General features: G+C 65.0%; 18 protein-coding genes. 8 read left to right on the forward strand and 10 right to left on the reverse strand.

The window, feature by feature from the left end:
* Positions 1–10 precede the first annotated feature (10 nt).
* The gene (locus ABIC25_RS04850) at positions 11–961 is read left to right on the forward strand and encodes a PDR/VanB family oxidoreductase (protein WP_101819048.1); all 951 of its coding nucleotides are present in this window, start codon (positions 11–13) and stop codon (positions 959–961) included.
* Between the two features lie 9 nt (positions 962–970).
* Here ABIC25_RS04850 and ABIC25_RS04855 read toward each other — a convergent pair whose 3' ends face one another.
* The 3 genes from ABIC25_RS04855 to ABIC25_RS04865 are packed head-to-tail and all read right to left on the reverse strand — an operon-like array spanning position 971 to position 3204.
* Positions 971–1606, reverse strand: a complete 636-nt coding sequence (locus ABIC25_RS04855) for a response regulator transcription factor (RefSeq protein ID WP_101819047.1) — start codon at positions 1604–1606, stop codon at positions 971–973.
* The gene (locus tag ABIC25_RS04860) at positions 1603–1881 is read right to left on the reverse strand and encodes a hypothetical protein (RefSeq protein ID WP_004572205.1); all 279 of its coding nucleotides are present in this window, start codon (positions 1879–1881) and stop codon (positions 1603–1605) included. Before ABIC25_RS04860 ends, ABIC25_RS04855 begins: the two co-directional genes overlap by 4 nt.
* 27 nt (positions 1882–1908) lie before the next feature.
* Positions 1909–3204 (reverse strand): amidase, encoded by a 1296-nt coding sequence (locus tag ABIC25_RS04865; protein ID WP_354560222.1) that lies wholly within the window; start codon positions 3202–3204, stop codon positions 1909–1911.
* A gap of 155 nt (positions 3205–3359) precedes the next feature.
* Here ABIC25_RS04865 and ABIC25_RS04870 point away from each other — a divergent pair, with 155 nt between their 5' ends.
* From ABIC25_RS04870 to ABIC25_RS04880, 3 genes are read left to right on the forward strand one after another with little or no spacing between them, the layout of a single operon-like run.
* Positions 3360–4808: an MFS transporter gene (locus ABIC25_RS04870; RefSeq protein WP_354560224.1), complete on the forward strand. Its 1449-nt coding sequence runs from the start codon at positions 3360–3362 to the stop codon at positions 4806–4808.
* 31 nt (positions 4809–4839) lie between these two features.
* Positions 4840–6012 (forward strand): flavin reductase family protein, encoded by a 1173-nt coding sequence (locus ABIC25_RS04875; protein ID WP_354560226.1) that lies wholly within the window; start codon positions 4840–4842, stop codon positions 6010–6012.
* Positions 6009–6572, forward strand: coding sequence for a nuclear transport factor 2 family protein (locus ABIC25_RS04880; RefSeq protein ID WP_354560228.1), 564 nt, complete (start codon positions 6009–6011; stop codon positions 6570–6572). Before ABIC25_RS04875 ends, ABIC25_RS04880 begins: the two co-directional genes overlap by 4 nt.
* Here ABIC25_RS04880 and ABIC25_RS04885 read toward each other — a convergent pair.
* Together ABIC25_RS04885 and ABIC25_RS04890 are read right to left on the reverse strand one after the other, a co-directional pair.
* Positions 6508–7908: an NAD(P)/FAD-dependent oxidoreductase gene (locus tag ABIC25_RS04885; RefSeq protein ID WP_354560230.1), complete on the reverse strand. Its 1401-nt coding sequence runs from the start codon at positions 7906–7908 to the stop codon at positions 6508–6510. The two genes, ABIC25_RS04880 and ABIC25_RS04885, sit on opposite strands and share 65 nt — an antisense overlap.
* Positions 7909–8130: 222 nt before the next feature.
* Positions 8131–9810 (reverse strand): HNH endonuclease signature motif containing protein, encoded by a 1680-nt coding sequence (locus tag ABIC25_RS04890; RefSeq protein ID WP_435529104.1) that lies wholly within the window; start codon positions 9808–9810, stop codon positions 8131–8133.
* 218 nt (positions 9811–10028) lie between these two features.
* Between ABIC25_RS04890 and ABIC25_RS04895 the strand changes: the two genes are divergently transcribed.
* Positions 10029–10697 (forward strand): DUF433 domain-containing protein, encoded by a 669-nt coding sequence (locus tag ABIC25_RS04895; protein WP_354560233.1) that lies wholly within the window; start codon positions 10029–10031, stop codon positions 10695–10697.
* A 34-nt stretch (positions 10698–10731) separates the two neighbouring features.
* A complete protein-coding gene (locus ABIC25_RS04900) occupies positions 10732–11085 on the forward strand; it encodes a PIN-like domain-containing protein (protein ID WP_354560235.1) in 354 nt (117 codons plus the stop codon).
* 64 nt (positions 11086–11149) lie between these two features.
* Here ABIC25_RS04900 and ABIC25_RS04905 read toward each other — a convergent pair whose 3' ends face one another.
* Genes ABIC25_RS04905 through ABIC25_RS04925 form a run of 5 tightly spaced genes read right to left on the reverse strand, consistent with a single transcriptional unit; the run spans position 11150 to position 20038 of the window.
* On the reverse strand, positions 11150–12040 hold the full coding sequence (locus tag ABIC25_RS04905; RefSeq protein ID WP_354560237.1) for a hypothetical protein: 891 nt from the start codon (positions 12038–12040) through the stop codon (positions 11150–11152).
* Positions 12033–15233 carry a type I restriction endonuclease subunit R gene (locus ABIC25_RS04910; RefSeq protein WP_354560239.1) on the reverse strand — a complete coding sequence of 1067 codons (3201 nt, stop codon included), beginning with the start codon at positions 15231–15233 and terminating at the stop codon, positions 12033–12035. The genes ABIC25_RS04905 and ABIC25_RS04910 overlap by 8 nt, the downstream gene beginning before the upstream one ends.
* Positions 15234–15285: 52 nt before the next feature.
* Positions 15286–16467, reverse strand: coding sequence for a restriction endonuclease subunit S (locus ABIC25_RS04915; RefSeq protein WP_354560240.1), 1182 nt, complete (start codon positions 16465–16467; stop codon positions 15286–15288).
* The gene (locus ABIC25_RS04920; RefSeq protein ID WP_354560242.1) at positions 16460–18085 is read right to left on the reverse strand and encodes a class I SAM-dependent DNA methyltransferase; all 1626 of its coding nucleotides are present in this window, start codon (positions 18083–18085) and stop codon (positions 16460–16462) included. The genes ABIC25_RS04915 and ABIC25_RS04920 overlap by 8 nt, the downstream gene beginning before the upstream one ends.
* Before the next feature lie 57 nt (positions 18086–18142).
* Entirely contained in the window at positions 18143–20038 is a 1896-nt protein-coding gene (locus tag ABIC25_RS04925) for a hypothetical protein (protein ID WP_354560244.1), read from the reverse strand.
* A gap of 189 nt (positions 20039–20227) precedes the next feature.
* Between ABIC25_RS04925 and ABIC25_RS04930 the strand changes: the two genes are divergently transcribed.
* Entirely contained in the window at positions 20228–21646 is a 1419-nt protein-coding gene (locus ABIC25_RS04930) for a Fis family transcriptional regulator (RefSeq protein ID WP_354560245.1), read from the forward strand.
* Positions 21647–21705: 59 nt separating this feature from the next.
* Complete coding sequence (locus tag ABIC25_RS04935) at positions 21706–22002, forward strand: hypothetical protein (protein WP_354560246.1); 297 nt, start codon at positions 21706–21708, stop codon at positions 22000–22002.
* Positions 22003–22089 lie beyond the last annotated feature (87 nt).

The raw sequence follows: 22089 nt of genomic DNA on the forward strand, positions 1-22089 counted from the left end.
GAGCACTCCCATGGCCCTCACCGACGTCGTCGTCTCCGCGATCGTCCAGGAGACCCCGAGCATCAAGACCTTCTACCTGTCGAAGCCGGATGGTTCGACGATGGGGGAGTACACGCCGGGTGCGCACATCGACGTCGTCGGGCCGACCGCCATCACCCGGCAGTACTCACTGTGTAGTCGTCCCGACGGCCGGGAGTCGTTCGCTGTGGCGGTCAAGCGCGAGGACCAGTCCCGCGGTGGGTCGGCGGCTCTGCACGAGTTGCGTGTCGGTGACCGGTTGCAGATCAGCGAACCACGCAATCTGCTCGGGATCGACACCACGGCAACGCATCACGTCTTGGTGGCCGCCGGCATCGGGATCACCCCGATGTTGAGCATGGCGCGGTACATGGACGTACACGGCATCAGCTTCGAGCTGCACTACTTCGCCCGTACGGCGGAGGAGGCGGCATTCCTGCCGCTGCTGCGCGAACGCTGCCCGGAGAAGCTGCACGCGCACGTCGGCGTGGGTCGTGAGGCCCACGGACCGATCCTGGCCACCGCGCTGGAATCGGCGCCGCAGCACTCGCACGTCTACGTCTGCGGACCGGACGGTTTCATGACCAAGGTCCGGGAACTGGCCGAGCGTTTCGTCCCGGCGGATGCGGTCCACTTCGAGAACTTCCACGCCACCGATCAGCCGGATGCGTCGGCGAACTCCGCGTTCGACGTCGAGCTCGACGGCGAGACCTATCACGTCCCGGCCGACCGGAGCATCGTCGAGGTCCTCGAGGACAACGGTTGCGATGTCGACACCTCGTGTCAGGAGGGCATCTGCGGCACCTGCATCATGCAGGTCCTGTCCGGTGAGCCCGAGCACCGCGACAACGTCCTGACCAAGGCCGAGCGGGAGTCCGGAGAGGTCATCGCGGTGTGCGTCTCACGGACCACCGGCGACAAGCTCGTGCTCGACTACTACTGAGCCGCAGGTCTACGGGCCGGTCGGCACCGCGACGTCGAATCGCAGGATGTCCCGGACGAGCGTGCTGATGCTGTCGGCATCGGTTTTGCTCTTGATGCGAGCCCGATGGACGTCCACCGTCTTGACACTCATGTCGAGCCGGCGGGCGATGTTCTGGCTGGGCAGCCCCTCGACCACCAGCGCAAGGATCTCCCGCTCACGCGGGGTGAGCAGTGCGACCTTCGATTCGACCCATCGCTTCTGCTCGTGGGTGCGGAAACGCTCGACGGCCTTCTCCATGCCCGCCTGGACCGCGTCGAGCAATCGTTGGGGGTCGTAGGGCTTCTCCAGGAAGTCCATCGCGCCGGCCTGCAGCGTGGACACCGACATCCGGATGTCGCCGTGGGCGGAGACGAAGATGATGGCGACATGGGGCGCGAACTCGTTGAGCTTCTCCTGTAGGCGTGGACCGCTCATGGTCGGCATGCGGACATCGAGGACGATGCATGCGGGGCTGTCCCCGGAGTATTGGGCGAGGAAATCGTCGGCACTGTGGCAGATGCGCGGCGAGATCCCGATGCTGCCGAGAAGCCAGTCGACCGATTCACACAGTTCGGGGTCGTCGTCGACGACGTACACCGTTGCGGTCACATCTGCTGCCGTCATACCCACGCCGCGTCTGCCGTCCAGTAGTTCATGCCGACGGCACTGACCTGGTGCCGCCACTCCGAGGTCCGGTTCAGCCAGGGCTCCTCGCGCCGGACCGACTCGTCGGCGGCCTCCGGACCGTCGGCTTCGACGGTCCAGTGCACCCAGTTGACCTCCCGGCCGTGCTCGTCGTGCACGAACAGGTCGACGTGATGCCAGCCGTAGTTGAAGGTGTCCTCGTAGCAGGTGAGGAACATCCGGTGATGTGTCTCGGGACGGGGTTTGATCGTCATGGCAGATCTTCTCTCTTCCAACCGGACTCAGGCCGGAACGACCGGATGCGACCGGAGCTCGGTCTCGAGCACCGCGGCGACCTCGAACAGCGCCGACTCTCGGCCGGGCAGCCCGATCACCTGGAGGCCCAGGGGCATCCCGGCGTCGGTGGTGGCACCGGGCACGACGACGACCGGGCACCCGAGGAGCTGCCACGGACGGCTCAGCACGGGCGAACCGGTGGCTGCGAGACCGTGCGGCGCCGGGCCGGGCGCGGCGGGGCCGACGATCACGGTGTGATCGCCGAGCGCCTCGGCGAGGAGATCACGGGAACGGTCACGGCGGATGAGGGCGGCCGCGTGCTCGTCGACGCCGACCGCGCGCCCGGCGTCGACGAGTTCGCGCAGTTGCGGGCTGAGTGCGGTCCCGTGTTCCCGGACGACGCCGTCCAGCGTGCCGGCCGCCTCATGGGACATGACCGTGCCGTGGTCGTCGGCCAGGGTGCGTACATGATCGTCGTACTCGAGCGCCCGGGTCTCGACGCCGGCACCGCCGAGCAGCCCCGGCAATCGATTGATCAACTCCGACATCGCGGGGTGGATCGGGTGCAGATCGCTGCCGCCCCACACCACCACGGTCCGGACGGTGGAGCGCCCCGGGACCATCGGCGAGCGACCCGAGAAGGCGGAGTACACATACTGCAGGTCGGCGATGTCCCGTGTCAGGATGCCCAACGAATCCAGCGACTCGCTGAGGCCGGTGACCCCGGACAGGTCTGTCGAGCCGTGGGCGAGGACCAGGCCCGCCGCACCGCAGTACGCGGCCGGACGCGTGAGTGAACCCGCGGTCTGTGTGCCGAGCGCCATCGGGATGACACCTGCTCCGACGGCGGCCGCCGACCCGCTCGACGACCCGCCCGGAGTGTGCTCGCGCTGATGCGGGTTCCGTGTCGGCCCGGGCGAGAAGTAGCCGAACTCGGTCGTGACCGTCTTGCCCTGGACCACTGCCCCCAGATCGCGAAACCGGCTGACACAGGGCGCATCCGACGATACGGGAGACGACGAGGTGATGGTCGAACCGGCGCGGGTCGGCAGACCGGAGACGTCGATGAGGTCCTTGACTCCGAGGGAGACACCCCGCAGGGGTCGACGACCCGGCATCGAATCCTGGCGGCGGGCGTCGTCGACGACGGCCGGGGACAGCCCGACCCACGCGCGCAGGTCGGCGTCGGTGCGAACGATCTCCTCACGAACCTGTTGCGCGAGGACCTCCGCCGACACCACCTTCTCGTGGACCGCGGTCGCCTGCTCACTGATGGGCTGTTTCCAGTAGGCCGAGCTCACCGTTCCTCCTTCTTTCTGGCACCAGTCTGCCCTGTCCCGCATCACGGCGACAGTAAAGATTTCCCTCGTATCGCCGTAGGCGCGCGTGCCCATAACGTCGATGTCAGCCCTCGAAATCCAGGCGTCATCTCAGCCCGACAGCCCAAGGAAACGCAATGACCATCAGAGAATCCGAGGTGACGACGTCGTCGTCATCACCCACCCCCGATCGACGAATCGACTTCAGCCGCATGTCGAGACGGGCGTGGATCGTCACCGGCATGCTGGTGCTGTTCCAGATCATCGCCTTCGCCGACAAGGCGGTCCTCGGTCTGGTCTCGGCCGACGCGATGCCCGAACTCGGCCTGACACCAACCGAATTCGGATTCATCGGTAGTGCTTTCTTCTTCCTGTACGCGATCGTCTCGGTCATCACCGGGTTCCTGGCATCGAAGATCTCGGTGAAATGGATCCTCTTCGCGATGGGCGTCACGTGGGCGGTCCTCCAGTTCCCGATGCTCCTCGGCGGCGGTGCCGCCGTCCTCCTCGTGACCCGCATCGTGCTCGGTGGTGCGGAGGGCCCGGCCACCGCCATGTCGCTCACCTCCGCGCACACCTGGTTCTCGCCGACACGACGTGCGCTGCCGTCGAACCTCATCGCCGCCGGGTCCACCCTGGGACCGGTCCTCGCCGCACCGTTGCTCGCCTGGGTCATCGCCGTGTGGGGTTGGCGGTGGGCGTTCGGTGTTCTCGGGATCATCGGTCTGGTGTGGGTGATCGCGTGGTGGGCGATCGGCGCGGACGGTCCCTACCGGCCCAAGAAGACCACATCGCCCGATGAGCCGGCACTCGACGCCGGCGAGACCGGCACGAAGGAGGTCGCGACCTCCGCGGTCGACGAGCAGAAGCCGGTCGTGATCTGGCGGGCGTTGCTCAGCGTGGCCTTCCTGTCCGCCGTGATCGGCGGGGCGTCGAACTTCTGGGTCCAGGGTTTCCTGACGACCTGGCTGCCCCAGTACCTCGGTACCGTCGTCGGGCTCTCGCTCGGTGAGGTGGGCGCGATGACGACCGTGCCGTGGGTGGTCGGAGCGCTCGTGTTGCTCGGCCTGGGTGCGCTCGGGCATCGGATGATGCGGCGCGGGAGTTCGGCCCATCTGGCGATCGCCGTACCGTTCGGCTGCGCCGCGGTGTTGGCGGGCCTGTCCTTCATCGCGATCCAGGCGACGTCGGGGATCACCGCGGTGGCACTCCTGTGCCTCGCCGGCGGATGCAGTCTGGCGTTCCCGATGACCGCCACCGCGATCGGTTACGCGGTCGGCGCCCGGCAGCGGCCCATCCTGATGGCGACCCTCGGCGGTGTGGCGTCGTTCGGCGCGGTGATCTCACCGATCCTCGTCGGATGGCTGATGACCGACGCCGGGTACGTCTCACCGCCGAAGGGTGAGAAGCCCAGCGCGGAGATGGCCGGGAACATGGCCGACGGCGTGCATCAGGCCTTCACCATCACCGGGATCGTCCTGCTCGTCGGTGGCGCACTCTGCATCGCCTTCCTGCGGCCGGAGCGACTCGGTGCCACTTTGCAGAAGCGTTACGTCAAGGAATCGGCCGACTCCCCGGCCGCCTGACTGCCGCGACGAACCGATCTGAGGAGAAGCGATGTCCGACAATGTGATCAGCGCCATCGACCCGAGCATCTTCCGAAATGTGATGGGGCATTATCCCACCGGCGTGGTGGTGGTGACCGGACGCGGCGACGACGGGTCGGTGCTGGCCATGGTCGTCGGGACCTTCAGCTCGGTCTCGATGGACCCGCCGCTGGTCTCCTTCATGCCGATGAAGACCTCGCGCACCTTCGAGAAGATGCGGCGCTGCGAGTCGTTGTGCATCAACATCCTCGGTGGTGAGCAGGAGGACGTCGTGCTCACGGTCGCGCAGCGGTGGGAGAACAAGCTCGAGGGCATCGAGTGGTTCCCGTCGCCGTCCGGGGACCCGGTGCTGGCCGACTCCGTGGCCTGGATCGACACCCGCATCCGCAACGTGGTCGAGGCGGGCGATCACTGGATCGCGCTCTGCGAGGTCCTGGACCTGGCCGTGACGAACCCCGTGTCACCGCTCATCTTCTTCCAGGGTGGCTACGGCAGCTTCGTGTCCACGTCGCTGATGGCCCGGATGGACCACGAGATCCTGCCGACGATCCACGCCGCGCACGCGGCCCGCCCGCAGGTCGAGGCCCTGGCCACGTCCGTTCGATGCGAGGTGTCGGTCCTCACGGCCGTGAGCCGCGATGAGATGGCCGTGGTCCTCTCGGCCACCGCGCCGGGCGTCGACCGGGGAGAGGGTCTGGCATACCGCATTCCGATGGTGCCGCCGATCGGTGACACCTATGTCTTCGATCAGGACGACGAGACCCGCGAGCGGTGGCTGGCGAAACTCCGCGACGCCGACGACGATGTGCGACAACTGCATCGCGACCGGCTCGACTTCGTCCGGCAGCATGGTTATCTTGTGTCCTTCCTGCCCGAGGAGGGCTCGACCGCCTACGAGGAGATGCGGGCGGCGACGAAGTCCTATGAACGGGGCCGGTTGACGCCGTCGCAGGAACGTGAGATCTGCGCGTCCATCGGGAAATCGCCTGTCGACTACCGCATTCGGGACGTGCGGTCCGATCAGACGTACGACGTCGGCTCCCTCGTGCTGCCGATCCGGGATGCCCGCGGCGGCTATTCGATGACGCTCCGGCTGTCGCAGCTGCCGCCCGGTGTGACCGGGGCACAGCTCCAGACGTGGATCGAGCAGGCCCGCGCCGTGGCGGAGGTGCTCGGGCGATGACCGATGTGGACACCGACGCCCGGATCGCGGAACTTGTGGCGCGGGTCGAGACGCTCGAGGCCGAAGCCGACATCCGCCGGATTCAGGCGCGATACATGTTCCTGTGTGACACTCCGTGTCCCGAACCCGGTCTCGCGGACGACGCGGCGCGCATCGAACGCATCGTCGACCTCTACACCGACGACGCGGTGTGGGAGGGGGTCGGGGAGTACTACGACGGACAGTTCGGCCGTGCCGAGGGCAAGCAGGCGATCCGTGAGCATTTCCGTCGCTTCTGGGGAGAGAAACGGGACCCCGCGCTGTTGCTCAATGCGCACTACCTCACGTCGGAGCAGATCCGGGTCGACGGTGATGACGCGGAGGGGCAGTGGATTCACATGCAGCCGTGGCTGTTCGCCGACGGAACCGCGCTCCTTCGGTCGAGTCGGTTGAACAACGCCTTCCGCAAGGACGACGGTCGCTGGCGGATCACCCGAACCCGCACCGAGAACGTCTTCATCGCACCGCTGCCCACCGGATTCGCCGAGAGCTACCCGTCGTCGTCGGTGTTGATGGGCTGAGTCGTTCGAGGGTGCGGCGTTCGTGTCGGTCGCGTCGCATGCGCTGCGACTGGGTGCGCAGATCGGTCGCGACCGCGCGTGAGGACGCCCGCCGGGCTGCGTTGTAGACCAGTCCCGGCAGCGCAGACATGGGCAGCATCGCCGCAGGCGGCGTCGTCCGGTTGTAGATGTCCCCGAGTGTCGCGGCGTACCCGGGTCGATCACGGGCCCGGCGATTGACCTCGTACTCGAGCGGCGACGGTGGGGTGCCGGCCGCCAAGAAGTTCGTCCACTGATAGATCTCGACACACTCTTGCTCGCGACGTCTCGCCCAGGCCGCGGTGGCCATGTCGACGGCGTCGGGGTCGGGGTCGCGGTTTCGCAGGATGGGCGCGAGGTCTTCGCCGAGCAGGCGGCCGTACCGGTAGGCATCTCGGATGCCCTGTGCGGTGACGGGATCCTTGAAGTGTCCGGCGTCGCCGGGCAGCGCCCAGCCCGGCCCGCTCGATCGGCGGAAGTAGGACTCGATGCCGGTGCACGAACGGACGCGGGAGGTCATCTCCGCCTCTTCGAGGCGGCGTGCGAGTCCGGGTAGCGCGGCGACACCCGCCAGGTAGGCGTCGGTCGCCTTCCGGCCGCGGAACTCGCTGTCCATTCCGATCGGCGGCTGGAGGAGGCAGAGCGTCTGGCCGCCGTCGCAGGGGAAGGCGGTCCCGAGGAGGGCGCCGACGCGCCACTGGGAGGCGATGTGGCGCAGCTCGGTTCGGGGGTCCGTCCAGTACGCGAAGTAGCAGGACCGACCGCTCGGTGAAGAGATCAGCGGGATCTCGGCCCTCGCTTCGCGGGCAACCATGCTCTTGCGACCGTCCGCGCCGACCACGATCGGGGCGACGGCACGGTGTTCGCGATCGTCGTCATCGGTGTAGACGACGCCCACGGCGCGGCCGTCCTTCCAGATCAACGACGTTGCGCGACATGGTTGTCGGAAGTCGGCGCCGGCGGCGATCGCGGTTCGTTGGAGGGCGGCGTCGAGGTGCGCGCGACGCAGGCACATCGCGTAGTCGATGCCCGAGACCGGTGAATAAGTGGTGCGCCAGCCGATCTCGTCGAGGACGGCCTCGGCGATCGGGAGACGCGGTGCGCCCGCGTCCTCGACGGCGGGCAGGGCGCCGAGCGCGTGGATCTCGGCCATGGTCGACGGCCAGAGCAGGTGCGTCGAGAGGGTGTCGGACGGAAAGCGGGCCGAATCGATGAGCAGGACACGTGATCCCCTGGTGGCCAGTGCGATTGCCGTTGCCGCGCCGGCGCACCGGGCACCGACGATGACGGCGTCGAAGTGCTCGGTTCGGATGCTCATCGCGAACTCTCCATCCCTCAGCTCGTCACATGGACACATGAGACGATATCCGTGCGGCGTCTCGCCGCGTGGCGGTTTCACGTGATCGCACCCGGTGGTCGTGGCTTGGCTGTCATCGAGGTCGAGACCATCGGTGGGAGGGTGGCGAGAATCGAGATGGGCGCATGACTTCGAGCACCGTGGCGGAGTTGTTCTGACCGGCGGTGCTCGGGAGCCTGGTGTCTAGAAGGGTGGTGGGTTGGCGTCGTTCCAGCGCTGTTCGGCGCGTTGCTGGCGCCGGAAGTCGCTGTTGCGCAGTTCGTTCAGCCGTGCACGGGCGGGGTGGTCGGGTGGCCGTCTCGGGGTGAGTTTGTTGAACAGGTCGCGTCCGCTGAAGGCGTTGCCGACGAACATGTGCCCGGTGGGTGTGGTGAACCACGCGGTGAGGAATTCGTCCTGGTGGTCCTGCCAGCTGGTGAAGGTCTTGATGCGGTGGTGGAACCGGCACAGCGGTTTCAGATTCCGCGCATCGGTCGGCCCGCCGCGTCGTGGGTCGGTGTGGTCGAACGGGTCGGTGTGATCGAGATCGATCTGCCAGACCGGGGCGTTGCAGCCCGGGAAGGCGCAGCACAGTTCTCCTGCACGCACCAACGCCTGCAGCTTCTTCGATGGGGTGTATCGCGTCGAAGATCTGTCGGCCTCGGGTGCGACCGGTGCTGGTGCGGTTTCCGGTTCGGCAGGTGTGGGTTGGATGTAGGTGCGGCGGGCTTCGGCGAGCAGCGTTCGGGCGGTGTCGGAGTCGATGATGCCGTGCCTGTCGAGGAAGGCGGGGTCGTCGTCGAGTCCGATCAGGGTCGACAGGTTCACCACGATGTGAAACGTTGCGCGCGGAGCCTGCGACGGCGACGGCGAAACGGTCGGCTCCTGCGGGTCGGCGACAACCGCGTCGATGGCCGGGACGTCGGCGGGGGTGTCGAGGTCGCCGCTGGTCTCATCAAAGTCCTGCACCACCGTGGTGGTGCAGGCTTCGTTTGCGGCAGTGGCGCAGTCGTGGCACAGACAGGCGATTGCGGATTCGCTGCGGGCGAGTGCTTTGAGCGCGTCGGCGCGGCGCATGGGCAGGGTTCGCGGGTCACCGGCGTGTACCGCGTTGGCCATCGACGACAGGCGGGCGTTGAACTCGGCGGCGTCGGCGTCGGGCAGGGTGCCCGTGATCCGGGATTGCCCGGGCGTGAACCGATCGGGGGTGACCGTGACCTTGCGGTCACCCTTGACCCGCTCTTTGCGTCGGCGGATTGCGTCGGGCGCCCACTTTGCGACGATCGAGTCGACCATGGCGGTGAACCGTGCGGTCGACATCGGTGCGCGGGCGAAGATCGCCTCGGCCAGATGCGCGTCCACGGTCTGCATTTCTTCGTCATCGGTGATCAGATCGGTGCGCTTGAGGGCGATGAGGAAGCGGCGCTTGTCGATGCGGCCGCATGCCAGGGCGTGTCCGGTGAACGCGAGCCTGTACCTCAGTGCGTCACCGGCTTCGATGAGGTCTTTCGCCTCGGCCGGTGTCACCGTGAGGGTCGCGCCGACTTCGGCGATGGCCTGTTCGAGGCCGGTCGGACCGAACTGCTCATACGGGTTCTCCCCGGCGGCCACGCGTGCCGACAGGGCGTCGAAGGCTTCGATGGAGTCGAGTTCGCCGGTGTGCACCTCGGCGCGCCGCTGGGTGTAGTCCATTTCGCGTTCGTCGTGAATGAGACTGGCAACGGTCATCATTCGATGCGCAGACGCGGCCGCCAGGCCGGCGCAATGATTCAGGACCTCGACGAGTTCGGCGGCGGAGAGTTCATTGTCGGGACGAAGGCGCGGTTCGACGGAATGCTGTGATGGGTCCACCGCTGTGGATCCGGCCCCCGCCCCCGATGACATGACTCCACAATACCCGAACATACGTTCGAGTCAAGGGCTGATTCTCAACCTCTCCGACTCTCGTGCAAATGGAACCACGACACACCGACAGGTTGGAGGGTGGTCACAATGACTACGCAGCTGCTATGCAGACTCCACGGACCCGCTCGCGGTGCCATCATGGTGAGGCTACAATCGGCAACTCGTAATCCAGTGTCAGGCGGGAGGTGGAGTACAGCATGGCCACCATCGGCGATCCCCGCTTTGAGGCAGGCATTCTCACGATGAGCGACGCGGCTCGTTATCTCGCCATCAGTCAGCAGACGTTCCACCGCTGGGCGAAAGGCTACGACCGCGGGGAACCCCTCCTTCATGTGGTCGACGCGCCCCGGCGCAAGGCGAACGTGTCATTTATCGCCCTGACCGAGGCCTATGTCCTCGACGCCCTGCGAAACGCAGGTGTCCACGTCCGAAAGATTCGTCCTGCGCTCGAGCAGCTTCAACGGGACTTCGGCCGTGATTATGTACTGACAGCGCCGAATCTGGCCACAGACGGCGTTGATGTCCTATGGGACTTCGCCAAGACCCGAGCCGGTGCCGGGCTCATCGAAGCGCGATCCGGGCAGAACGTCATCCGCGAGATCGTTCAGGACTACATCTCCTACGTCAGTTGGGACGGTGAGCATCCGAACCGTCTGCAACTACGCGAGTGGGAACCAGACAAGGTCATCGTCGACCCGAATGTTGCCTTTGGGCAGCCGCGATTCGGCACATCAGGCCCCCGTCTGGCGGACGTCGCTGCGATGCTGAAAGCCGGAGAGGACGGGGAGGTCGTTGCCGAGGAGTTCAACATCTCCCGACCCCAGGTTCGAACCGCCGCTCGCGTCCTCCTGGGCCGCACCGCCTGAGTTCTATCTGGACGAGAACATCGCCGGCAAGACCTTGCGGCGAACGATCCAAGAGCTCGGCTACACAGTCCATACCCCGGCCGCGCTCTACGGAACCCGCGCAGCAGCGGAAGGGACGCCGGATGAACGCTGGCTCCGTGATGTCGGTCGGAACGGATGGGCGGCAATCGGTCGGGATACCACAATCCTCGTCACGCCCTCGGAGCTCCAGGCCTACAAGCGAGCTCGCATTCACCTGTTTCTCTTTCATGGTGAGGCGACCAGGCAGCAGCTGATTGACGCCCTCCACGCGAACTTGCGCGATATCTGTACTCACTGCATGAGTGGGACCCCTTCTGTCTGGCGCGTCTTCGGTGACCCGCGCCCGCGCCTTGAGCAGTTGATGTAACGGACGCCCCCACGCGTCACCCAATCCACGGTCGGCGACACCACTCGGGTTCTGGAGGCGTAGGTCAGAAGTGTCGGCGGGGCGGGCCGATTCGAATGAGGCGCGGGTCCTGCGTGAACTCGCGTACCTCGAACGCCCGGTCGATCTCTTCGGCGAAGCGGTCACGAACCAGCGAACCGCTTCTGTCGAATCCGATCCGGTACTGCGTCAACGTGGTTGTGAATTTCCAGACCGCCATCTCGTCGACATCTGTGGACACAGAGTCTTCGCACCGAATGCAGTCCTCGGCTTCATCGCTGTCCGGATCGTCGGCGTGTGCCTCACACGGCTCCCATTCCGAAGTGACGAGCGAACCCGGGCTCCACAGGGAGCCTTCCGTCGGTGGCCACTCGACCGCAAACCACTCGCCGGGCGAGACGCCGTACGTGTTCACTGCCGTGTCGAGGGCGGCCTTGCGGTGAGCTTCGGTCCAAGTCACTTGTGGCGGGACCGCTACGTCTTCGATGGGATCAAATCCGCAGTAGTCGTCGGGATCGCCGAGCAATTCCGAATCCACCATCTCACTCCCAGATGTCTCCGCTGCAGGCGATGTTGATTCGCTTGTGAGAGGGGGGAGTTCCGCGGCCAGGTATGCCGAGGAGTTCATTCGCTCGTGAATTGATGTCGCTGGGATCCGCGAAACAAGCTCGTCGACCACTACTTGGTCTGCTTCGTCGAGCACTGCCGACAACAGGCGCAGGGCATGTTTCCCGTCGGGTGGTGAGGTTTCTGATGCTCGCGAGTCCCAGAGGTCGGCGGCGATCTGCTTGTGCCGCTCGATCATCTCCGATACGCAAGCGTTCACGTCCTCCACCGACGTCAGATCGGGGAGCAAAGACTGCTCTTGCAAATCAGAGATCATACGCATGAACCGGTCTCGCGCATCCGCGGTCCAGTCGACCCAGCGCTCAGTCATCGCTACCTTCCTGGATGTTATCTGCGGCGAACCGTGGAGCCATCATCTCCATCTGCTCGAACACGGTGGTGATGGCGGCCGGCTGTTTGTCCGGTGGGTACTTGTACTTCACCAGCAGTCGTTTGATGGATGACCGCAACTTGGCTCGCACGTCGTCCCGGACAGTCCAGTCGAATTTCGTGTCGCGCTGCATGATTCGTACGAGGTCGCGCGCGATCTGTGCCAAGATCTCGTCGCCCTGGAACTCGACGGCCGATTCGTTGGTGGCCACCGCGTCGTAGAACGCGAGTTCGTCCTCGCTGAGGGCAGGGGAGAAGCGTCGGCCACGATGCCCCTCGGCCGCCACCTCCTTGGCCATCTCGATGAGTTCGGCGATCACCTCGGCAGACGTGATCTGCTGGTTGGTGTAGCGGTTCATGAGTTCGGTGATCCGCTCCGAGAAGTCTCGCTGACGCACAACGTTGTTGCGGGTGGCCCGAGCCGACTCCTCGGTCAGGGTCGCGCGGAGTGCTTCGATCGCGAGGTGCGGATTGGTTGCCGCCTTGGCCTTGGTCTCGAAGTCGGGACCGAGATCGGAGAGCGACGGCTTCGGGAGGCCGGCGGCATCGTAGATGTTTACGATCTCACCCGTTGCAGTCGACTTCGCCACCAGCGACGACAAGAGGCGTTTGATCTCCTCCGGGATCGGGCGGCCCTCGGCCTGTCGATCGGCAGCGTCGAACTTGCCCATCCACACCCGGACTTCTTCGTAGAACTGCACTGTCGGGCGCAGTTGCTCGAGTGTGTCCTTGCCGCCGGCGAGAGCCCACGCCTTGGCCAGGCTTGCGGCCAGAGTCCGGTATCGGCCCCCGAGCGTCTCCTCGCCCTCCGGGACATCGTTGCCCGGTGTCTCGGGCGACCGAAGATGCTCTGTCAGTCCGATCGCTGCGCGCATCCAACCCCGATCGGCCTCTTTCGCCTTCTCCCGCCAGTTGTATCCAGCGCACAGAGTGTCCAGCTGAGAGATCAATTCCTGTGTCAGTGCGACTGCTTCGTCCACGTTGCGGCCGACCGGCTGACTGGCCTGATCGGTCTCGGTGTACTCCGCCAACGCTTGCTGCAGGTTGTCCGCGAGGGGCGCGTATGCGACCAGCAAGCCGGACGGTTTTCCTCGGAACGTCCGGTTCACTCGCGCCAACGTCTGCATGAGCAACGCGCCCTTGAGTGGCCGATCGAGGTACAGCGTGTGCAGGGGTGGGGCGTCGAAGCCGGTGAGCATCATGTCCTTGACGATGACGATCTGCAACTCGTCGTCGGGGTCCTTCAGGCGCTTTTGGATGATCTTGTTCTGGGCGTCGCGTCGAACATGTTTCGCGACGAGTCCCTGATCCTTCGCGGTGCCGGAGTAGACCACCTTGATGGCGCCCTTGTCGACGGACTCGTCATGCCATTCCGGGCGGATGGCGACGATCTCCTCGTACAGGCGGGCCGCGATGTCGCGGGTGGCGGCGACGATGAAGGCCTTACCGGGTGTGGAGATGAAGGTCTCCAAAGATGCCGAACGGCCGTCCCAATGCGTGACGATGTCTGCCGCGAGCGCCTTGACCCGCTCGGGTGCGCCGTACACCGCATTGATGACGGCCACCGACTTCTCGATCTGCGCACGCTCGGCGTCGTCGAGACCTCTGGTCGCCTCGTCGGCGGCGTGGTCGAGGTCGTCCTCGGTCACCTCGTCGGCGAGGCTCACCTTGATCAGCCGCGGCTCGAAGTAGACCGGCACGGTGGCGCCGTCGTCGACGGCGCGGGTGAGGTCGTAGATGTCGATGTAGGGGCCGAACACCTCGCGAGTGTTGCGCTCCGCGAACGAGATCGGAGTGCCGGTGAAGGCGATGAGGGTGGCGTTGGGAACCGCGTCGGCGAGATGACGGGCATAACCGTCGAGATCGTCGTAGTGGCTGCGGTGCGCTTCGTCGACCACGACGATCACGTTGCGTCGGTCGGTCAGCAGCGGGTGGTCGGCGCCGGCGTCCCGTTCGGCCTGCGTACGGCTGAACTTCTGGAGCGTCGTGAAGTAGATGCCACCGGTGGTGCGATTCGTCAGCTCGTCGCGCAGTTGCTCGCGCGAAGTCACTTTGACCGGAGATTCGTCGAGCAGCTCGGAACGGTTGAACGTCTCGAAGAGTTGCCCGTCGAGCTCGGTGCGGTCGGTGACCACAACGATCGTCGGGTTCTTGAGCTTGGGCTGTCGCGCTACGAGGTGGGCGTACAGCTCCATCTCCATGGACTTGCCCGAACCCTGTGTGTGCCAGACGACGCCGGCCTTGCCGTTGCTCTCGGCCGCGGCAACCGTGTTCCCGACTGCTTTGGTGACCGCAAAGTACTGGTGAGGCTTGGCGATTCGCTTCACGTAACCGTCGGCGCCGGAGTCGAAGGCGGTGAAGTTGCGTTGGATCTGCAGGAATCTCTCGGAGTTGAAGACCCCGTCGATGAGGTACTCGAGTTCGAGCCCCATCTTGTCCGGGTCGGTGGGGTGGCCGGTGGTGATCGGCTTGCCGTCCTCGTCGACGTTCCATGGCGCATAGTGCTCCAGCGGTGTGAACGGGGTTCCGTACCGAGCCGTGATTCCGTCGCTGATGACCGACACCACGGCAAAGCGGAACACCATCGGGAACTCGCGCAGGTAGGTCCCCAATTGCGCATGGGCGGAAGCGAGATCCGCGTGCGCCGAGCCGGCCTGCTTCAGTTCGAAGAACACAACTGGCAGCCCGTTCAGATAGAGGACCACGTCGAAACGACGCTGGTGCTCCGAGTTTCGGACGGTGACCTGCTGAACGGCGAGCAACTCGTTGTCTTCCGGGCGCGGCCCGACCAGCCTGATGGTGGGGGTCTGCTCGAGCCCCTCGTGATCGACGTAGCTGATACCCCGGTACCCCTTGACGAGAATCTCGTGCAGTCGATGGTTCTCGGCGAGCGGATCCCCCGACTCGGGAGCCAGGATGGCCGCTCGTGCCTGCACGAGATACTCGTAGGGAACCCCGGGATTCAGGTCCCTCATCTTTGCGAGCAGCCGCTCGGGCAGGACGATGTCGTCCCACCGCGTGCGACCGTTCTCTTTGCCCGGCGCAATGTCCGTGCCTGTCAGCGGTTGCCACTCCTGCTCGGCCAACCACTCGAGCGCCAAAGTCTCCCACTCGGCTTCGCTGAATGTGCTCATCATGTGATCCTTGGGTCTGGTTCTCTCGGTGGTTGGGCGAGTTGCGTATGCGTCAGAGTAGGTCGTTGATATCGCCCTCGACGTCCTTCACCGTCACCTTGCCGGACATCAGGAGGGGGAGGAGCTGGTCGCGGGTGTCGGAAAGAATATGCGTTTCTTCTGATGCCGCGTGTGCTAGACGACGCAGTGGCTGCGCCCTGCCTTCAAACGCGGCCCATTCGGCGTCGGCCAACGCCGGTACCGGAGCCAGTTCGAATAGTTCACCGCGAACCGCCGGATAGGCACTGCCTTCCGCGACTGACTCCAGGTAGTCGGCGAAACGCTCTGTTCGGGATGCTTCATACACTCCGGCGTACCACCCGCTTCTAGGGGTCAGGACTGCCAGGCCGGTCGAAGCGATGATGTTTGTGTCCTTCTCCAAGATCAGGGCATGCGACCGACGGTTGGGGCGAACCGTGGACCACACTGTGTCCCCCTCCGCAACCACACGCCGGGCGCGGCCGGGCGCGTCCTTCCATTCGATCTGTTTGGGCCGCTCAAACGATCCACGACCTACGGACGCAATGTCGAGGTAGCGGAGACTGCCTGAACCAGGCCTGACCACGCAGTTGTTGACTTCGGCTATGTCGCCAAGCGTCGTCCATGCTCGAATCTTGAAGATATTGCTGAACTCTGCGGCGAGCAATTCGTCGATCCTGTCGCGCAGAGTTGTGTTCACAGCGATTTTGTCGTCGAGGGCGCCGAGGACTTCGGCGATGGCTCTCTGCTCACCTGCACTGGCGTGAATGCGGATCGGCAGATTGTCGAAATCGCCCTTCTTGAAGTGGGGAATCATCGTCCCTACGTGCATTCCCTCGATGTCCTCGAGGACGTCGTTCGCCAGGAGTCTGTAGTACAAGTAGCTGCCGTTTACTAAATCACGGTTTGCCCGGAGAGCTACCATGTCTTGCGCCACGCAGAAGTTGACTGGATCTGGTACGACAGCCACTCTTCCTGGTGATCCTTTGGTGACGAAAAGAACGTCCCCCGGTTGCGGATGCCCGCGGAACCACGTCGCGTAGGTTTCTGGATCGACGTACCTAACCTTCTCGAACACGGGATACCGATGCCCTGGCTTGAGACAGTTGGTGGCGATTAGCGGCATGCCCGTTGGCACGGTCGGACACGTCCGTCCCCGATTGTCGACGATCGCCTCAGTGAGAGCTAGAAGCGAGTGCGAAGCGAACTCACTCACCGACCCGCTCCATCTGCTGCCGCACAACCTTCTCCAACCGAGCCGACTCATCGAGCGCGGCAAACAGCTCCGACTTCAACCGCACGATCTTCTCGTCGATCGGTTCGCCGTCGTCCTCGACCTCCGCCGCACCGACGTATCGCCCGGGAGTCAGCGCGTACCCCGCTGCCTTGATCTCCTCGAGCGTCGCCGACTTGCAGAACCCCGGAACGTCCTCGTACGCAAGACCCTTCTTCGCCGCTGAGGCCGAGCCGCGCCACGCATGGAACGTGTCACCGATCTTGACGATCTCCTCGTCGGTCAGGACCCGCTCGGCGCGATCGACCATGTAGCCCATCTCGCGGGCGTCGATGAACAGCACCTCACCGCTGCGGTCGGTCGACCCCTGCGGTCCCTTGGTCTTGTCCTTCGCGAAGAACCACAGGCACACCGGGATTCCGGTGCTGCGGAACAGCTGCGTGGGCAGAGCGATCATGCACGACACGAGGTCGGCGTCGACGATCTCGGCGCGAATGTCGCCCTCGCCGTTGCTGTTCGACGACATCGAACCGTTGGCCAGTACCACGCCGGCCTTACCGCCCGGTGCCAGCTTGTACAGGATGTGCTGCAGCCACGCGTAGTTCGCATTCCGTGCGGGCGGAACCCCGAAGCGCCAGCGCGGGTCTTCTTCGTTGCGCGACCAGTCCTTGATGTTGAACGGCGGATTGGCCATGACGTAGTCCATCTGGAGATCAGCGTGCTGATCTCGCGCGAAGGTGTCGCCCCACCGAGCGCCGAGCCCGTTGTTGTCGATGCCGTGGATCGCGAGGTTCATTTTCGCCATCCGCCAGGTCTCCTCGATGGCCTCCTGGCCATAGACCGACACCTGTTTGGGATCGCCGTCGTGCTCGTAGATGAACTGCTCGGTCTGCACGAACATGCCGCCCGAACCACAGCACGGGTCGTACACGCGACCCTTGGTCGGTTCGAGCACCTCGACGATGACACGAACCACGCTGCGCGGCGTGAAGAACTCGCCACCCCGCTTGCCCTCGGCGCGCGCGAAGTTGCCTAGGAAGTATTCGTACACCTCACCCATCAGGTCACGAGCTTTGTGCTCACCCTGCCGGCTGAAACGCGCACTGTTGAAGAGGTCGACGAGCTCACCGAGACGGCGCTGATCGATATTGTCGCGGTTGTAGATTCGCGGGAGCGTTCCGGCGAGCGACTTGTTGGCCGCGATGACCGCGTCCATCGCCTCGTCGATCAGTTGACCCACGTTCTTGTCTGGGCCGCCGTCTTCGGACGACTTGCCCTTGGCATTGTCGGCGAGGAAGGACCACCGTGCGATCGGCGGCACCACGAACACGCCCGCCCCCTGGTACTCGCCGGCGTCATCGATCACGTCTGCGATCTGTGACTCGTCGAACCCGTCGGCAATGAGTTCTTGCCGGATCTCCTCGCGCCGTTCGTCGTAGGCATCGGACACGTACTTGAGGAAGACCAGACCCAGGATCACGTCCTTGTACTGGCTCGCCGACAGCGACCCACGCAGTTTGTCCGCGGCTTTCCACAGGGTGTCCTTGAGTTCTTTCATCGTCGACGGAGCCGACGGTTCTGCCTTGCGCCTTGCGGCCATTGGGGTAATTCCTCTCTATCGAAGCTGTTGTCGAATCGGACGCTGGTCGTCGACCGTTCATCCGCGTTCCGCTGTTGTCGTCAGAACTTCTATGCCAGGTGTGGTTTCGGTGGTGTCCAGGGAGATGTCGCCGGCGGCAATCCCGTCGATGAGTGCGACGGTCAGTTCCTTGGCCGCCACTACCTTTTGCTCGACGGCGCGCTGATAATCGGCGACGTCGACGAGCGCTCGTTCGAGTTGTTCGGACTCGGTCGCTGTGAGCCCGGGTACTCGCCAGGTCTGCCACTCCGACCCGGGTTCGGATCTCGAATTGATGATCGCGGCGAGCGTGTGGGGACCGAGCGGTGCCCGCGGATCGATTTGGAGAAGCTTCGCCGGAGCCTGCACGAGGGAACCCCCTACATCGTCGACGACGGCGTGTGGGACCGGCTTCTCGACGAACACGATGTCTCCCGGGTCGGTTCGCCGGGCGCGCGGAAAACGCTGCGCCGCGTCAAACGGATCGAACCGCAGCGATCCCTCTGGCAACACCACCACAGTTCCATCGGGGTCGGCATCCGAGTCGTCGAAGCGGTTCCCCGAGTAGATTCTGATGAGCTTGCGCTCCTGCAATTCAGCGAGCGACTGATCATGGGTGCGAAACCGCCCGGATTCTGTCTTGATGAGCACGTCCACCGTGCGCGCGGGTGTACTGGTCTGCAACGTGGCCTGGTGGACCCGATCGGCGTGATCGGCGAGTGCGCGGGATCGCAGGCGCGGGGCACTGGTGCCGCGGGGGACGACCGTACCGCTACCTCGGATCGAGATCAGTTCACGTGACCGGACAAACCGGTGGGCGCGTCTGGAGTCCCGGTCGAGAATTGCGGTGACGTCACTCGCGAGGTCGCCCAGATCGTCGACGGCGAACCTGTCCAGGTCTGCGGTGCCGATCACCTCGGAGTTCGCTCCACCCCGGCAGATCCACAGAGCCTGACTCTGCCGATGTGCCTCGCGCCAGAGTCCGCGCGGAAGTCGCAGTGCCGCAACAACAGTGCCGAGCTTCAGGGTTTCTGACCGGCGAATCTGCAGGTCACCGGCGAGGTGATCGGTGAGGGCGGCCGCCGGCGCCATGATCATCGCGACGTCGCCGTCCCGCAGGTCGAGGAGGAGTGCGTCCACAGCGTCGAGTGCTTCGGACACCTCGGACCCGATGAACGACGCGACGACGGCGCCCGGTGTATTGGCTGCGGTACTCACGCCGACTCTCGCAATCGCCGCGCGACGCCGTAGATCTCGGGCAACGTCGTCGGCGCCCTGGACGACGAGCCCCGCCGTCATGTCCGCACATGTCAGCGCCAAGGCCGGGTCGCCGGCCGGGATGACGGACACCTCCGCGTCGCCGAGGTGAACCAGCGTTGCACCGACAATCTTGCGGACGAGACTCTGTGCGGCGAGAGTCAGGTCTCGGACACCGCGCGCCCGACCCAAACGCCCCCGCTCGAGACGAGTCAGGGCATCAGGTGTACCCAGTGAGGCGTCGATGAGCTTCTCGGTGAATCGCAATGTGTCCGGTGTTGCGGTCATCGCGTCGAGCTCGCGTCGGATCAGGTGGTCGTCCGGGTCGACCTGCGCGGCCGCAGTAGTCAGATGGTCGTGCGCTGCGTCCGCCAGGTCGATCCCCGACAACGCATACAGCGCCAGAAGGCAGACGACGTCATCGAACCGGACGTGCTCAGGCACTGCCAGCGCGTCGACATCGAGGTGTTGTTCCGCGCGGTTCTTGCCGCGACCGGTCCGGTCCAGCCAGTCGACGATCGCGGTGCGGTCGAAATGCTCGATGCCCCCGATCGTCGAGACCGCGGCGGGGAAGGGGAGCGACTCGCCGCGCACGATCGGGCGTCTGCGCCACTGGCTGACAGCCGGCCGCGTTACTCTCGCCAGATCGGCGATGTCCTGCATCGTCAACGTACTCATCGTGGTCACCTCCTCGCCGGTGTCGCGTCGGTCCTCATCCGCCGAGAACACTACCCAGGCTCGATGACATCGGGACTTGAATGACTGTTAAGGCGGCTTAACAGTGAACTTATGGCCAAAAATATGACCTCGCCGCAGTCTGTTGTCGGCAGCCGATCCCGCTGGTCGGCCAAACCGAGAGGAGACGAGATGACCAACCCGAAAGCACCCGCCCACTTCGACGATGTGGCCGCGACCGTCGTCATCGAGGGAGTGACGCTCCGCGACAAGGACGTCGTCCGTGAGGCGCAACGATGGACCACCGGCGAACGGGGTCCCATCGTCGAGGACCTTGCAACACTCGCTGACGCGGACCTCGGTGAGTTCGTCACCAAAGCCATCACCATTGGCTCACATGCACTTTCGGCCACCGGTCAGGCGCAGGAAGCACAAGTCCTCGAGCGCATGATCACCGAACTGGGCGAGAAAGCTGCGTCGTCGACGGTGGAGGCCGCCACGATGACCGACCGCAGCGTGAAGGCCGCATCGGAGGCTGTCACAAAGGCCGCCGCGGAAGCGCAGAAGACGCTCCGTGAGGCTGATGAGGCAACTCGCAAGTCGCTGTCGGACTCCATCGCGCTGATGCGCCGCGAGACCGAGGCCGAACTCAAGCGACTGTTCGGAGGTACCGACCCGGAAGTCGTCGACCGCTTCGCACCGCTGCTCGAACGGTTCGCCGCGAACCTCGACAAACGGGCTGCAGAGAACACCAGCGAACTGCTCGCCAAGGCGGCCAAGCAGTTCGACCCCGCCGATCCGACCTCACCCATGGCCAAGCACACCGCCGACCTCGCCAAGCGTCAGGACGCACTGACTGCCCAGCTTGCAGAACAGCATTCGATGGTCGCTCAGCGACTCGACGAGGTCGTCACAGCGTTGAAGGTCGCCGAGGCGAAGGCCTCGGTCACCAAGGTGTCCCCGATCAAGGGGAGCACTTATGAGGCCGAGATCCATCAGGTTTTCCATCAGGTCGCCGCCGGCCTCGGGGATGAGTACCTCGAAACCGGCGCAGTCGTCGGTTCGGTCGTTCGTTGCAAGAAGGGCGACGGCGTGCTGGTCGTGGACGGTGGAGCCGCGCGCGTCGTCGTGGAGGTGACCGACTCCAAGCGTGACAATTGGGGCGCGTACTTCGACGAGGCCGAGCGCAACCGGAAGGCCACCGCTGCAGTCGGGTTGGTTCGGTCCGTCGAACAGAACGGCGGCGAGACGATTCGCGTGCTCGGCCGACGTCGAATCGTGCTCGCTTTCGACCCGACTGCCGATGATCCCGACCTCGTACGTTCGGTCGTGATGCTCCTGCGAACCGCTGCCATTGCCGCCGCCACCCGGTCGGGCGCGCATGAGATCTCCACAGCGGAGGAGAAGATCACCGCCGCCGTCGAGCAACTCGGCAAGATCGACGAGATCAAGAAGTCTGCCGGCGCGATCGCGAACAACGTTCGGAAGATCGAGAACACCTGCGGGACGGTCTATTCGATCATCGACCGTCTGTTGGCCGACGCTCTGGACGCGCTGGCCGGAGTGGACTCCGAAGGCCCGGCGGCGGAGGCCGAGCGAGGCGTCGCATGATGATGCCCGGACCCGTCGAACTCCCTCCCGCGATGGCACCCCCGGAGGTTGACTGTTCGGTGAACGCCGGGTGGTATCCGCTCCTTGTCCGTCTCCATCGCCAGCTCTCCACCGTCACCGACGACTTCACCTACGTGCAGATCAAGGAGAAGTTCGGGGTCCTGCGCTGTTACGTGAACTACGGAGACTCGATCGACGATTTCACCCGAGGGATTTGCGAGCTTCTCATCGACGCCAGCGTGGAGGAGTCGAGCACGATCTGCGAACTGTGCGGCCGGCGCGGACGCCTCCGAACGGGCAACGGCCGCATCCGGACCGCATGCGAGTCGTGCTTCCCAGGAGCCGACGTGCAGTAGGCAGCCGTCGGCTCGGCTGTCGGGCGAGCAGAGGAATTCCTGGCCCGCCCTGTCAATCACCCGGGTGAACTTCGATCGACACGCGTG

The organism is Gordonia sp. PvP123 (genome assembly GCF_040547295.1).
GTDB classification, from domain to species: Bacteria; Actinomycetota; Actinomycetes; order Mycobacteriales; family Mycobacteriaceae; genus Gordonia; species Gordonia terrae.